Genomic DNA, 13,950 nt, shown 5'->3' on the forward strand with positions numbered 1-13,950 from the left:
CACCCCTGACTATACTTGCTTCATCCCCAATCCCAACAGATTACAAAAAACATGGCTCACCACGATCAAACCCTGCCCTCCCCGGCCCACCGGGCGATGCATAAGCTCACCCGGGCAGGTCATATCGTGCTTCAGATCGGCCTGTTGACCGGTCTCTGGCTAATCGCCGATCTCATCTCCGCCCGCTGGCTGCCCCAGCTGCCCCCCGGGGTGCTGGGCATGCTCCTGCTTCTGGCCGGACTGCTCACCCGCCGGGTGCCCCTGGGCTGGTTCAACCTGGGGGCCCGCTGGCTCTTGGCGGAAATGCTGCTGTTTTTTATCCCGGCGGTGATCGCCGTGGTGAAGTATCCCCAGCTCATGTTGCACCAGGGACTGGCCATTGTGCTGGTGATCGTGGTCTCCACCCTGTTTGTCATGGCCGTCACGGCCCTGGCGGTGGACGGGGTGTATCGGCTGGAATTGCTGTGGCGCCGTCGCCACTGGAGTCGTCCCCATGACTGAATTTCATCTCCTGGCCCTGGGCTGGTTCGCCTTTACCGTGGCCCTCTATCTGGGCATGAAAGCCCTCTACCAGCGTTATAGCAAATGGTGGCTCATGCCCATGCTGGCGGTGCCGGTGGTCCTCATCGTCTGCCTGCTTCTCTCCCACCAGTCCTTTTCCGTCTATTTCGCCGACACCCGCTGGCTGGTGTGGATGCTGGGGCCAGCCACCGTGGCCTTTGCCGTGCCCATCTATGAGTACCGGCAACTGATCCTGCGCCACTGGCTGGCCCTGGCCGTGGGGGTGGTAGCGGGCATTACGGCCGCCGTCACCAGCTCCATTTTCCTGGCCCGGCTCTTTGGCCTCTCCCCGGCCTTGCAGGCCAGTCTGGCCCCCCGCTCCGTCTCCACCCCCTTCGCCATGGCGGTGGCGCCCCAGCTGGGCGGCTCCTCGGACCTGACGGCGGTGTTCGTGGTCCTCACCGGGGTCTTCGGCATGTTGCTGGGGGAATTGATGCTGGCCCTCCTGCCCCTGCGCAGCCGCCTGGCCCGGGGCGCCCTGTTCGGCGCCTCCTCCCACGGGGCAGGCACGGCCAAGGCCATGGAAATCGGCCAGGAAGAAGGGGTGGTTTCCAGTCTGGTGATGATGATCAGCGGGGTAGCCACGGTCTTTGCCGAGCCCCTCATCGCCCACCTGGTTTAGGTTTTTCCCGGGCGGGCAAAGGTTTTTCCCCTTTTGAGCCTGATCCCCGCCCCGTTTTTTGTACTGCCATTGACTCCTCCTTTTGGCGGCAGCGGTTCCCCCGAGCCCTGCCGTTTTTTTATTGCCGCCGCCCTCAGGGGCCCCTGGGCCCGTCTGGACAGGAAAGGCCCCATCGCGTAGCATGCGGCGCCCGCTTTCGCCAACGTAGCGACGGCGTTTTTCCCCTAGCCCCACCCCATCCCCATGCCCTTTTCCACCCCGGCCCGCGCCTGCGGCATCGACTTTGGCACCTCCAACTCCACCGTCGGCTGGTGGCGTCCGGATCAGCCGCCCCTGCTGCCCCTGGAAGGGGACAAGGAAACCCTGCCCTCCGTGGTCTTTTTCAATGCGGATGAAAACCGGGTCAGCTATGGCCGCCAGGGGCTGAACGAATATCTGGAGGGGGACGAGGGGCGCCTCATGCGCTCCATGAAAAGCCTCCTGGGCAGCAAGCTCCTGGACGGACGCACTGAAGTCCAGGGACGGGCCCTACCCTTTCGGGAATTGCTGGCCTATTTCATCGGGGAACTGAAGCGCCGGGGCGAGGCCGCCGCCGGACGCCCCTTTGACCAGGCCGTGCTGGGCCGCCCGGTCTATTTCGTGGATGATGATCCGGCGGCGGACCAGCTGGCGGAAGACACCCTGGCCCGCATTGCCCGGGATCAGGGCCTAACGGAAGTGAGCTTCCAGTACGAGCCCATCGCCGCCGCCTTCCACTACGAGCAGCAGTTGTCCGGGGAAACCCTGGTGCTGGTGGCGGATATCGGCGGGGGTACCTCGGACTTTTCCCTCATCCGCCTGTCCCCGGAACGGCTGCGCCTCACGGAACGGCGGGACGACCTACTGGCCAACGGGGGGGTGCACATCGGCGGCACGGATTTCGACCGCCAGCTCAGTCTGGCCCAGGTCATGCCCCTCCTGGGCTACCGCAGCCTGCTCAAGCGGGGTCTGGAAATGCCCGCCAGCTACTACTTCAACCTGGCCACCTGGCACACCATTAACGCGGTGTACAGCCGCTCGGTCCAGGCCGAACTGGAACAGCTGCACCGGGACAGCCAGTCCCCGGAAAAGCTAGAACGGCTGTTGGCCCTGATCGAAGACCGGGCCGGCCACTGGCTGGCCGTCCAGGTGGAAGGGGCGAAAATCGACCTCTCCGCCGCAGAGCGGACCGATCTGGGGCTGGAACGGCTGGAGCCGGGCCTGATCCAGACCATAGGCCGGGAAGATTTCGATCTGGCCATGGCGCCCCTGCTGGACCGGGTAGGGGAAACGGTCACCGGCCTCCTGGCCCAGGCGGGCCTGAAAGCGGAACAGGTGGACAGCATTTTCTTCACCGGCGGCGCCAGCGGCGTGCCCCGGCTACGCCAGCGCATTGCCGAACTCCTGCCCACGGCCAAGGCCGTGGAAGGAGACCGGTTCGGCAGTATCGGCGCAGGCCTGGCCATGGAGGCCCGGCGCCGCTACGGTTAAGGGATTCGGGACGCTCCGGGGCGGTTCTCCAGACTGTCACCAGGAATTGGCCTGGGATTCGGAAAAGTCTGCCCCCCCCGCCCCATCCCATTCCCCAAGCCTGCCATACCGGTCTAAACCCTTTGCAATAGGGAACCTTGCCTGACGGACCCAGGGGCTTTTTCCCCGGAGTGGGTCCGAAATCCCCCCGCGATCCAGCCCCCTAGCCCCCATCCCCGGCGAGGCCAAGGCCCCGGGGTGGTATCCTGCACAGGTGCCCCGTTTTGCGGGTCCCCGCCCTACCCGGAAGTCCGGTTCCGGCTTCCGTCCCACCCTTCGCAAGCGCCGCTCCGGCCATGGCCGGGCCGGGAAGACTTGCCCGCCGGTTTGTCACTTGCCGGTTTCGCTCTTTCATTTTGGCGCCCCCGGGCGTCCCAGGAGTTTTCATGTCCGATCTTTCCCCCGCCCCCCTCACCCCCCTGCTCACCACCGCCCTGGCCGCCCGCAGCGACCTGCTGGCCCGCCTCGCCGCCGAGGACACGGATTGTTACCGGCTCTTCCACGGCAGCGTGGAAGGCTTCCCCGGCCTGACCATAGACCGGTACGGTGACCTGCTCCTGATCCAGACTTTCCACAGCGCCGTTGATGGCGCCCAGGTGGGGGAAATCCGCCGTTTCTATACGGAACGCCCGGAATTCGCCGGACTGGACACCCTCTACAATGACCGGAGCGGGGGCAATTCCCGCATCACCAACGTCCTCGGGGAAACAGACCAGGAAATCGCCCAGAAGCCCCGCATCGCCAAGGAAATGGGCATCTCGTACCGCTTCCAGGGCCGCCATGCCGGCCAGGACCCCTGGCTGTTCCTGGACCTGCGGGCCGGACGGCGGCGGATCATGGCGGAAGCAGCGGGCAAGTCCGTGCTCAACCTTTTCGCCTACACCTGCGGGGTGGGGCTGGCGGCCGCCAAGGGCGGGGCCCGCTTCGTGGTCAATGTGGATTTCGCTGAATCCAGCCTCAAGGTGGGCCGGGAAAACGCCAAGCTCAACGACCTGCCCACCCGCCCCCGCTGCGTCCAGAGCGATGTTTTCCCCGCCCTGCGCCAGCTGGCCGGGCTGGGTCAGCCCCCGGTGGTGCGGGGCAAGCGCCTGCCCCCCTTCCCCAAGCTGGAGCCCCAGCAGTTCGATCTGGTTTTTCTCGACCCGCCCCGCTACGCCAAGAGCCCCTTTGGGGTGGTGGATCTGATCCACGACTACCCGGCCCTGCTCAAACCCGCCGTGCTGGCCACCGCCGAAGGGGGCACCCTGATCTGCTGCAATAACGTGGCCCAGGTCAGCCGGGAAGTCTGGCAGGACCAGATCGAGCGCTGCGCCCGCAAGGCCGGCCGCCCGGCACGGGAACTGGAATGGATCGCCCCGGAAGAGGACTTCCCCAGTTTCGACGGCCAGCATCCCTTGAAAATCGCCCTGCTGCGCCTCTAGGCCCCCAGCATTGGGGAGGCTCCCTGGGGAGCTAATAGCGCCCCTACCGGGGGCCGGGAAAGAAAAATTCCCCGGCCCCCGTTTTTTTTTGCCACCCCCCGGGATTTCCCTAATTTTTCCGGCCTTCCCCGCCCATCCCTTTGGCTAAGGGCTGGTTCCCGCTCACATTGAGCAACGTCCCCGTCCCGGGCGGCTTTTCCCCCATATCCTTGCCAATTATGGCCTTTGGCATAAGCCCCTTTATAGGTATAGTCCCAAGTCATACCCCTGGTGTATTCCTACTGATTCCCTGTTCCCGTCCCGTTGAATCCCGTCGTTTTTCCGCCCATGGTCACCCCCTCGCACCAGCCCCATTTGCGCCGCCTGTTAGTGCTCCTGCTGGCCGTGGCCATGTTGATTACCCTGGCCGGTGGCCTGCTGGCTGGCTACTCGGTGCTGCGGGATACCCTGGTGGCCAATGCCTTGGAATCCAACCGGGTCTATGCGGCCAAAATCGCCGCCGGAGTGGCTACGGAGGCGGATACGGCCCATCGTCTCCTGGAACTGAGCGCCCGTAATCTGGGCCAGCGCTGGGACCAGAAAACCCGGGACCAGGAAGTGGAACGGCTCAAGGAACAGTCGGAAACCTTTAACTCCGTCATTGTGGTGGATGGCCAGGGCATACTCCGGGCCTACCACCCCATGCGCCCCAACATGCTCCACCGGCGCATGACCACCCTGGGCACGGTGGAAGCCCTAAAGGCCCGGCGCCCCCTGGTGAGCCCGCCTTTCCACGCCCATTCCGGCCATTACATCGTGCTGGTGTCCCAGCCGGTGTGGGACCCCCAGGGCCGCTACCTGGGCTTTGTGGCGGGCACCATTTACCTGGATTCGGTGAATACCCTGGGGCGCCTGGTGGCCCAGCATTTCTACCACGACGGTTCCTATCTCTACGCCGTGGATCGGGCGGGCACCATCATCTATCACCAGGACGCCCGCCGGGTGGGGGCCAACGTGGCCAGCAATAAAGTGGTGGCCCGCCTGATGGGAGGGGAAAACGGCGCCATGGCGGTGGTGAACACCCGGGGAGAAGCCATGCTGGCGGGTTACGCGGTAGTCCCCGAACTGGGCTGGGGCATCGTCTCCCAGCAGCCTGCCCCGGTAGTCCTGGGCCAGGTCCGGGATTTGACCACCTCCCTCTTTCTCCGGGCCATGCCTTTTTATCTGCTGGCCCTGTTCCTGGGCTGGCTCCTGGCCCGCCATTTCACCCGGCCCCTGAATCAGCTGGCCGAAGTGGCTGCCGGGCTGGACCATCCGGAAGCCCCAGAACAGCTGGACCGGGTCCGGGCCTGGTACCGGGAAGCCCGGCAGATCAAACAGGGGCTCCAGGTAGGCCTGCGCTCGGTCCAGCTCCAACTGCGCTTTCTCTACCAGGAATCCACCACCGACCCCCTCACCGGGCTCATGAACCGGCGGGGCATCCATCGCCAGCTGGAAATCTGGGAAGCCAACCGCATCCCCTTTGCCGCCCTGGCCCTGGATGTGGATCACTTCAAGCAGGTCAATGACCGCCATGGTCATCCGGTGGGGGACAAGGTGCTGCGCCATCTGGCCACCCTCATGGACCGGGCCTGCCGGGAGCAGGACCTGACCTGCCGGGCCGGGGGGGAAGAATTCCTCATCCTCCTACCCGACTGCCCCCTGCCCCGGGCCCGGGAAGTGGCGGACCGGCTGCGCCAGAATATTCAGGAAACCCCCAATCCGGCGGGGGAAAGCATCACCGTCTCCATCGGCGTGGCCCACTACCCCACCCACGGGGATAGCGCGGAAGAAACCCTGCAAGCCGCCGACCGGGCTCTCTACCTGGCCAAGGAAAGGGGACGGAACCGGGTGGAAACGCCCTGACCGGCCCCGCCCCATCCCAGGGGACCGCCCGGTCCCCCGCTCCAGCCCCTTTTGCTGAAGCCTGGCCGCGCCCTCCCTGGAGTTAAGCCGGGGCACGGCGCCCGGCTTCTCCTCTTAGCGGCCCAGCCTTGTTCCTCCGCTCAGGGCAGGGATTCCAGACATACCGGCACTTTGCCCTTCCCTGGCTGACCTGCCCCCTGGGCCCGGCGGGCGCGGCGCTTGCGGGCCCAGATCACCACCCCAGTCAGGCTCAACAGGGCCACCAGCCCGCCACCGCAGGACACCAGCACCCGCCCGGGCAGGCCCAGAATGCGCCCGGAATGGAGGGGGAACATGGCTTGCAGGAAAATATCTCCCCCACTGCCCTGCCCCGGGGTATCCGCCCCCAATAGCCGACCGTCGCGGCGATCCAGGTACAGCCAGGGGTTGCCCAGGCCCCCATCCCCGTGTTCCTTTCCCGGCGGGAAAAAGCCCACGCCGTAATAACCGGCCGGGCTCTCATACATTCCCCCGGGCCCGGCTTGCCAGCCCCGGTTCCGGGCTTCCCCTACGGCCCGGGCCAGAATGGCGCCCCGGGACCAGGGTACCGCCGTCCCCCCGGGGGAAGGCCGAGCCGCGGCCAGTTCCCCTGGCGTCGGTGTGAGGGGAGAAAACAGGCCCACCAGGGGCCGTACCAGGGGTTCCCCCAGATTCATAGCCACGGAAGTCAGGGCCAGCACCGTCAGTAGAGGAAAAAGCCAGACGCCCCCGGAACGGTGCAGGTCGAAATTGAGCCGGTAGCCCCCGGCCTTCCAGCGGAAACGGAAAGACTGACGCCAGGTCTTGGGGCTGGGGAAGGCCAGGACCAGGGCCACCAGCCCATCCACCAGCCACAGCAGGGCGATGCCCCCCATGAACAGGGTGCCCAGGGGCAGGCCCCAGGCGGCGGGGAGCTGGAGGGAATAGTGAAACTGGTAGAGACAGGGTATGAGATGGCGCCGGTCCAGGCTCAGGCGCCCCCATTCCCGGCGCCCCAGCTCCCGGCCGCTGACCGGGTCCAGGGCCACCTGATTGAAATCCAGGGCATAGGGCTGGCCCGTGGCCGGGTCGGTGCGGGGCGCCACGAACAACACCAGGCTGTGCCCTGGTTCCACGGATAGGGGCAGATAGGTGACCCGCAGCCGGGGCTCCCGGCGTTCCAGGCTGTCCGCCAGGGCCAGGGGGGCTTGGGGCGTACCCGGGCCGGCCTGGAAAAAGTCCGGATTCAGCCAGCCATCCAGTTCGTGGTCCCAGGCAATCACCGCCCCGGTGAGCCCGGCCAGGAACAGGAATAGGGCCGTGGTCAGGCCCAGCCAGCGGTGGGCCAGAACAAGGAAAGGGCGGAAGGGACGGAAAGAGTGAAAAGGGCCCACGGATTCAGTACTTCCAGGTCAGAGACAGGCTGGCGTTGCGGGGCGCCCCGTAATAGCTCTGGGACCAGTACAGGCTGGTGAGATATTTTTCATTGGTCAAATTGTTGATATTGGCGCTCAAGCTCAGGTTTTTATCGATGTCGTACTGGGCCATGAGATTCACCAGGGCATAGGCCCCCTGACGCACCTTGGTGGTGGCGCCGGAATCCAGGGTTTCCATCCGGTAAATGTCGCTTTGCCAGGTCACGTTGGCCCCCACCTTGAGCCTTTCCACAAAGGGCACCCGATAGGTTCCGGCTAGGCGCAGGAGATTGCGGGGAGTGTAGGTGCGCACCGGATTGCCGTCCGGGTCCTTCAGGGTCAGGTGGGTCAGGCCCAGATTCACTTGCAGGCGCTCGGTGAGGGCCCCGCCCACGTCCATCTGGATGCCCTTGGATTCCGCGTCTATGCCCCGGTAGTAGGCCCGGGTACCGACGTAACCGGCCTGCTCCGCCAGTCCCAGCTGTTCGCTGCGGAACAGGCTCACCCCTGCATTCAGGCGCTTATGGAAAAATTCCCCCTTGAGGCCCACTTCCCGGCTGGAACCCCGTACCGGGTCCAGGGGAGCCCCACTCTGATCCAGCTGGTATTGGGGATCGAAAATCTTGGTGTAGCTACCGTAGGCGGAGAGATTGGGGGTTAGGTCATACACCAGCCCCAGATAGGGGGCGGTCTTGCTGGTGTCCAGGTTGCGGCTCTGGCTGTAGGTCACCCCATCCACCTTCACGGTGGTGTGGTTTGCCCCCAGGATCAGCTTGGTCCGGTCGTTCAGATTGAGGCGGGTGGAGAGGTAGAAGCTGCGCCGGTGATCGTTGAAGTTACTCCCATCCACCGAGGCGTCGAAGGGGGGCACCGGGTAGCTGCCGTTCCAGCCCGCCAGGGCCGGCACCGGGTTCCCAATGCCCTGGCCGTAATAGGACACATCCTTGAGGGAAGCCCGGCTCCAGGTCATACCCAGGCTCAGGTCATGTTTGCGCCCGCCCAGTTCGAAGCGGCCCGTGGCATACACATCCGCCTGGGTCTGGGTGCGTTCCAGGTCGTATTCGGAGGGATAGGCTTTGAGCCCCAGGCCCGTATTCCGGTCCGGGGTGCCGTACACGTAGAAGAGCCGGGAATTGCCCGTGTATTCGTTGTGGGTCACCACCGCCTTGCCGGACCAATCCTCATTGAACTGGCGGCTCAGTTCCAGAAAACTGCTCTTGGTTTTTAAATTCCAAAAGGCCCAGTCGGTGGCCGTACTGGTGGAAACGTCGTAATGGGTCTGGCTGCCGTCCGTGTTGTACATGGGCAGGGCGCCCCACATCACGCCCCGGGGCTTGTTTTCCTGCTCATGGTGGCCCAGGGCCAGGGTGGTGCGATCATCCAGGTCCGCCTCCAGCACCCCGTAGAACACGGTCTTGCTGCGGCTGTACCGATCCAGGTAGGAATCCTTATCCTCCTGCACCCCCACCAGCCGCCCCCGGAGACGGCCCGAATCGATCAGGGCGCCGGACACATTCCCTTCCAGCCGACTCTTGTTCCAGGAACCCACGGTAGCCGTGGCGGAGGCGGCAAAATCCAGGGTGGGCCGCTTACGGATGAAATTCACCGTGGCGGAAGGGTAACCGGTGGAGGAGAGCAGGCCATTGGCCCCGTACACCGTGTCGATGCGATCGAAAATGGCCGTATCCGTCTCCGCCCCCGCGATGTCGTACACATTGGCAATGCCGATGCCGTCGTACTGGAAATTGGTGACATCAAAGCCCCGGGCCGTGTAATAAACCCGGTCCGTTTCCGGCCGCTCCACCACAATGCCGGAAGTGGCCCCCAGGGCCTCCCCCAGGTCATTGAGGTGAAAATCGTCCAGCTGGCTGCGGGTCAGCACGGACACTTCCTGGGGGGTCTCCTTCAGGCTCAGGCCCAGGCGGGTGGCGGACTCGGACTTTTTCACCGTATAGCGCCCGGTCTTTTCCGTGGGCAAATCCCCCTCCGCCCGGTCCGCCACATTGACCGTGGCCAGGGTCTGCTCCTCGCCCCCTGGCTCCGCCAGGGTGGGATGGGCAAACAGGGCGGCGATGAGCCCCACTAAGGGGGACAGGGAAGCAACAGGGCAAAGGCGGCGCAACATCCAGACAGACTCCTAAAAAGCAAAGGGGAAACTGGCTGGCGGACCGCCCGAAAACGGGCTGAAGCTGGCTGGGAAAAGGCCGGGGGCAAAAACGGCAGCGCAAAAGCCACCCCGGCGAGATCAATTACTTGAGAACTATTATCATCTATGCGTCTGTTTTTGTAAAGTCCGGTAACAGACCGACGGCCAGGGGGATGGGCGGGATACACTAGGGCCCGCCCGGATGCCGGATGCCGGGTGCCGGGTGCCGGGTGCCGGGTGCCGGGTGCCGGGTGCCGGGTGCCGGGTGCCGGGTGCCGGGTGCCGGGTGCCGGGTGCCGGGTGCTAGGTGCTAGGTGCTAGGTGCTAGGTGCTAGGTGCCAAAAGTCTCGACCTCCCCCGGAGGTTTGCCACCCCGCCGCGCCCCATGGTTCTTCCCCTCATTTCCTATCGCCCATGTCCGCCCCTACCACCCCCCACCTGTATCGCCAAGCCCTGGATCATCATAAGGCGGGGCGTCTGGAAGATGCCCTAGCCCTTTACCAACGTCTGCTGGCGGAAAATCCGGCGGACGGGGAATGGCTGGCCCAGGCCGGGCTGGCGGCCTGTCAGGCGGGCCAGACGGCCCAGGGCTGCGCCTGGCTGGAAAGGGCCGTGAAATTAGCCCCGGATCAGATAGGGGTCTGGCTCAACCTGGCCACGGTACGCTACGCCCTGGGCCAGGGAGCGGCTTCCTTGGCGGCGGCGGACCAGGCCCTGGCCCGGCTACCCGGGACGGGAGCGGAGCGGGCCACTGCCCTGGGGGCCCGGGGCCGGGCCCTGATCGCCCTGGGCCGTCTGGATGCCGCCCTGGCGGCCTATGAACAGGCCGCCACCCTGGAACCGGGCCAGCCGGATTACGCCCGGGCCGTGGCCCTGCTCCAGGTCCAAAGGCAGGGCCCGGAAGCCGCCCTCCCCGCCCTGGAACGGGCCCTGGCCCTGGTGCCAGAGGACCCGGTGCTGCAACAGTACCGGGGGCTGGCCCTGCTGGACGGGGATCAGCCGGAAGCCGCTCTGGCCGCCTTCCGCCGCATTGAACAAGCGTCCGCCAACGGGGCCAGCACCCCGCCCGCCGATGCCCTGCTGGGCCAAGGGTTGGCCCTGGCCGCCCTGGGCCAGACGGACCCAGCCCGAGCCTGCTGCGACCGGGTGTTGGCCGCCCAGCCCCATCACCCGGGAGCCTTGAACAACCGGGGGCTGCTATCCCAGAGAGCGGAGGACTATCCGGCGGCCCTGGCGGATTTTCGGGAAGCTGTGGCCCACCATCCCCAGTTTGCCGAGGCCTGGTTCAATCTGGCCCTGCTGGAACTGCGCCTGGGGGATTACGAGGCGGGCTGGGCCCATTACGAATGGCGCTGGCGCCGCCGCCCGGCCCCGGTATTGCCGGGCCGCCCCTGGCGGGGTGATTTTTCCCTGGCGGGCAAAACCCTGGTGCTGTATGCCGAGCAGGGCTACGGCGACACCCTCCAGTTCTGCCGCTACCTGCCCCAAGTGGTGGCCCTGGGAGCCCGGGTCATCCTCCGGGTGCCCGGGCCCCTGGTCCCCCTGCTCCGCTCCCTGCCCGGTGCTCCACTGGTCCAGGGGGACGATGCCCCGCCGCCCCCTGGGGACGCCCATTGCCCCCTGCTCAGTCTGCCCCTGGCCCTGGGCCGGACAAGACCAGAGGGAGGCGCCCCCTACCTGGCCCCCGACCCGGAACTAAGCCGGTCCTGGGCGGCCCGCCTGGCCACCAGCGAGAAAACGGGGGCAGAGCGCCCCCTGCGCATCGGCTTGGTCTGGGCCGGAGGAGAACGGCCCCAGCAGCCGGAAGCCCGGAGCATCAACCGGCGGCGCAATGTGCCCCTGGCCCTGCTGGCCCCCCTGGCCCAGGTGCCCTCCCCCCGGCCCCTCCATTTCATCAGTCTGCAAAAAGGAGAGGCGGCCCTGGCCCAATTGGCCCAACTGGACGAGGCAAGCTGGCCCGCCCCCCGCCCGGAGGATTTCAGCGCTTTCCTGACGGATTTCGCCCAGAGCGCCGCCCTGGTGGCCCAGCTGGATCTGGTCATTACGGTGGATACGGCGGTGGCCCATCTGGCGGGGGCCCTGGGGCGGCCGGTATGGATATTCAACCGGCGGGATCATTGCTGGCGTTGGGGAGAAGGGGAAGGCCCCAGCCCCTGGTACCCCACCGCCCGGCTCTTCCGCCAGTCCGCCCCCGGGGACTGGCCGGGGGTGGTGGCCCGGGTGGCCACCGCCCTGGAACAATGGTCCCGGGACCAGGCGTAAAGGAGGACGGGAGAGGCCCCTGGCTTCTGACCGGGCGGGCGGGAGACAAAACCCCGCCCGGCCGCAAACTATCTGTTTTTCAAATTAACTGGCGGCGGAGCGAACAGCCCCAGCCGCCCGGGTAACAACGGCCGACCGGCGGGGAATCAAGCCGCGGCCAATGAGCCAAAAAGAAAAAGGGCGTCCGCCGGGACGCCCTTGCTGTTTTCACCCACCGCCCGAAGGCGGTTTCCAGCCTCAAACCTGAAAGCGGGAGGTGGCGCCGTGAAGCTCCCGGGCCGTATCCAGCAGGGAACGGGCGGTGGCCGCCGCACTGCGGATACCACCGCTGGTGCTTTCCACCTGACCGGCGATCACATCCACCTGCTGGGCCAGGGAATTGCTGGCTTCCCCCTGCTCCCGGGTGGAATTGGCCACTTCCCGGGTGAGATCGCAAGCGGAGCGGGACACCCGGGAAATCTCCTGCAACATGCGGGAGATCTCTTCCACCGCCGCCTTGGCCGCCTCCGCCTCCGGCTGGGCCGCGTCCATGACCTTGGCGGCGGTCTGGGTTTCTTCCTGGATGCGGGAGAGCACCCCGGTGATTTCCACCGTGGCTTTTTCCGTCCGTTCCGCCAGCACCCGCACCTCATCCGCCACCACGGCAAAGCCCCGGCCCTGTTCCCCGGCTCGGGCCGCCTCAATGGCCGCATTCAGGGCCAGGAGATTAGTCTGGCCGGCAATATCCTTGATCACGGCGGCAATGCGGGCCACCTCTTCCGCACTCTGGGCCAAGCCCCGCACCTGATCGGCGGCCTGGGAAATGGTCTGGGCCATGGCGCCAATGCGCACGGTGGACGCTTCCACCCCCTGGACCCCCTGGACCGCCTGCCCGGCGGCCTGGTCGGCCAGTTGCTCGGTCTGACCCGCATTATCCGAAACGTGATTGATGGAGACGGTGAGCTGTTCCATGGCCGCCGCCATGGTCTGGGTCGCGTCACTCTGGCTGGCAGCGGAATCCGCCACCTGGGAGGAAACATCGCTGATTTCCTGGGCCGCGCCCTTTACCTTGTCCGCCCCGGCCGCCACTTCTCCCATCATGGTGGCCAAAGCCCCCACCAGCCGGTTCAAGGCCCCCAGCAGGCTGTCTTCCGGAGCCCGGCCCAGGGCCACCCGCAGATTGCCCCCGGCCACCTGTTCCATGGCCCGGACCGCTTCCGCCGGTTCCCCGCCGATTTGCCGCAAAATGCCCCGGGCCACCACCCAGGCCACCACGCCCACGGCCAGAGCCACCAGGACGATCACCAGGGCCGCTACCTGCAACTGGGCGTAGAACAGGGCATCCAGATCATCCACATAAAGCCCCGTGCCGATAACCCAGTCCCAGGGCTGGTAATACTCCACATAGTTGAGCTTGGGCAGTTGTTCCGTACCGCCGGGCTTGGCATTCAGGCTCAGGACAAAACCGGTCTTATCCAAGGCCGCCTGAATCTTGCTGCGGGTGCCGTATTCCCCGCTTTTGTCCTTTTTATCCCAGAAATTCTTGCCTTCCTGCTTGGGATTGATGGGGTGCATGACGGACACCCCCTTGCTGTCATAGACGAAGAAATATTCCTGACCGAGGAAGCGCATAGACCGGAGCACGGCCTTGGCGGCCCCCTGGGCCTGTTCCCGGGTCAGCTGGCCCTTGGCTTCCTGTTCCTGGAATCCGGCGACGGTGGAAGTGGCCAGATTGATGGCCGCCTGGAGGGTGGTCTTCCGGTCTTCCAGCAGTTGATGGCGTAGATGAACGACCTGATAGGTGGCCAGGGCAAACAGCCCCAGCAGGGCCACTAGCACCGATAACACCAGTCGCCCCTTCAAACTTCCGAAATTGAACATTGGCACTCCTCCCGAGGACGGGCCTGCAACCCAGATTTTGGCGATATGACCTTTGTCTTATATGCCCTTATCGTGGTGCCAGCATAAACACCCGGGGCCCCTTTGTCCATGCCCGATTCCCCGGCTTTCCCTCGCCCGGTTCCCCTCGGCCGTCCCCAGCAAAAATGCCCCGCCGGGCTTGGGAGCCGGGCGGGGCATAAAAATACGTTGGAATAACAAAGAAAAAGTCAAAAG

9 protein-coding genes are annotated in these 13,950 nt (G+C 65.7%); 6 read left to right on the forward strand and 3 right to left on the reverse strand.

Annotation, left to right across the window (positions count from 1 at the left end; translation table 11 throughout):
• The first annotated feature begins 51 nt into the window (after positions 1-51).
• The 5 genes from Azoinq_RS00760 to Azoinq_RS00780 all read left to right on the forward strand — a co-directional run bounded on the left by Azoinq_RS00760 (position 52) and on the right by Azoinq_RS00780 (position 6,036).
• On the forward strand, positions 52-501 hold the full coding sequence (locus Azoinq_RS00760; protein ID WP_216127879.1) for a CidA/LrgA family protein: 450 nt from the start codon (positions 52-54) through the stop codon (positions 499-501).
• A complete protein-coding gene (locus tag Azoinq_RS00765) occupies positions 494-1,183 on the forward strand; it encodes an LrgB family protein (RefSeq protein WP_216127877.1) in 690 nt (229 codons plus the stop codon). Before Azoinq_RS00760 ends, Azoinq_RS00765 begins: the two co-directional genes overlap by 8 nt.
• Positions 1,184-1,426: 243 nt before the next feature.
• Complete coding sequence (locus tag Azoinq_RS00770) at positions 1,427-2,692, forward strand: Hsp70 family protein (RefSeq protein WP_216127875.1); 1,266 nt, start codon at positions 1,427-1,429, stop codon at positions 2,690-2,692.
• Between the two features lie 425 nt (positions 2,693-3,117).
• Positions 3,118-4,152 carry a class I SAM-dependent rRNA methyltransferase gene (locus Azoinq_RS00775; RefSeq protein WP_216127873.1) on the forward strand — a complete coding sequence of 345 codons (1,035 nt, stop codon included), beginning with the start codon at positions 3,118-3,120 and terminating at the stop codon, positions 4,150-4,152.
• A 327-nt stretch (positions 4,153-4,479) separates the two neighbouring features.
• Positions 4,480-6,036: a sensor domain-containing diguanylate cyclase gene (locus tag Azoinq_RS00780; RefSeq protein ID WP_216127871.1), complete on the forward strand. Its 1,557-nt coding sequence runs from the start codon at positions 4,480-4,482 to the stop codon at positions 6,034-6,036.
• Between the two features lie 140 nt (positions 6,037-6,176).
• On the opposite strand, the gene Azoinq_RS00785 is transcribed toward Azoinq_RS00780, so the two are convergent.
• A complete protein-coding gene (locus Azoinq_RS00785) occupies positions 6,177-7,427 on the reverse strand; it encodes a PepSY-associated TM helix domain-containing protein (protein ID WP_216127870.1) in 1,251 nt (416 codons plus the stop codon).
• 4 nt (positions 7,428-7,431) lie between these two features.
• Positions 7,432-9,573 carry a TonB-dependent siderophore receptor gene (locus Azoinq_RS00790; RefSeq protein WP_216127869.1) on the reverse strand — a complete coding sequence of 714 codons (2,142 nt, stop codon included), beginning with the start codon at positions 9,571-9,573 and terminating at the stop codon, positions 7,432-7,434.
• Positions 9,574-10,008: 435 nt separating this feature from the next.
• Here Azoinq_RS00790 and Azoinq_RS00795 point away from each other — a divergent pair, with 435 nt between their 5' ends.
• Entirely contained in the window at positions 10,009-11,856 is a 1,848-nt protein-coding gene (locus Azoinq_RS00795; RefSeq protein ID WP_216127868.1) for a tetratricopeptide repeat protein, read from the forward strand.
• A gap of 237 nt (positions 11,857-12,093) precedes the next feature.
• Here the strand turns inward: Azoinq_RS00795 and Azoinq_RS00800 are convergent, their stop codons facing one another.
• Entirely contained in the window at positions 12,094-13,716 is a 1,623-nt protein-coding gene (locus Azoinq_RS00800) for a methyl-accepting chemotaxis protein (RefSeq protein WP_216127867.1), read from the reverse strand.
• Between the last annotated feature and the right edge of the window lie 234 nt (positions 13,717-13,950).

The organism is Azospira inquinata (assembly GCF_018905915.1).
GTDB lineage: Bacteria > Pseudomonadota > Gammaproteobacteria > Burkholderiales > Rhodocyclaceae > Azospira > Azospira inquinata.

Excerpts from the sequence above, each read along its gene's own strand:
- Azoinq_RS00760 (WP_216127879.1), top strand. The coding sequence starts at position 52 with ATGGCTCACCACGATCAAACCCTGCCCTCCCCGGCCCACCGGGCGATG.
- Azoinq_RS00765 (WP_216127877.1), top strand. The coding sequence starts at position 494 with ATGACTGAATTTCATCTCCTGGCCCTGGGCTGGTTCGCCTTTACCGTG.
- Azoinq_RS00770 (WP_216127875.1), top strand. The coding sequence starts at position 1,427 with ATGCCCTTTTCCACCCCGGCCCGCGCCTGCGGCATCGACTTTGGCACC.
- Azoinq_RS00775 (WP_216127873.1), top strand. The coding sequence starts at position 3,118 with ATGTCCGATCTTTCCCCCGCCCCCCTCACCCCCCTGCTCACCACCGCC.
- Azoinq_RS00780 (WP_216127871.1), top strand. The coding sequence starts at position 4,480 with ATGGTCACCCCCTCGCACCAGCCCCATTTGCGCCGCCTGTTAGTGCTC.
- Azoinq_RS00790 (WP_216127869.1), bottom strand. The coding sequence starts at position 9,573 with ATGTTGCGCCGCCTTTGCCCTGTTGCTTCCCTGTCCCCCTTAGTGGGG.
- Azoinq_RS00795 (WP_216127868.1), top strand. The coding sequence starts at position 10,009 with ATGTCCGCCCCTACCACCCCCCACCTGTATCGCCAAGCCCTGGATCAT.
- Azoinq_RS00800 (WP_216127867.1), bottom strand. The coding sequence starts at position 13,716 with ATGTTCAATTTCGGAAGTTTGAAGGGGCGACTGGTGTTATCGGTGCTA.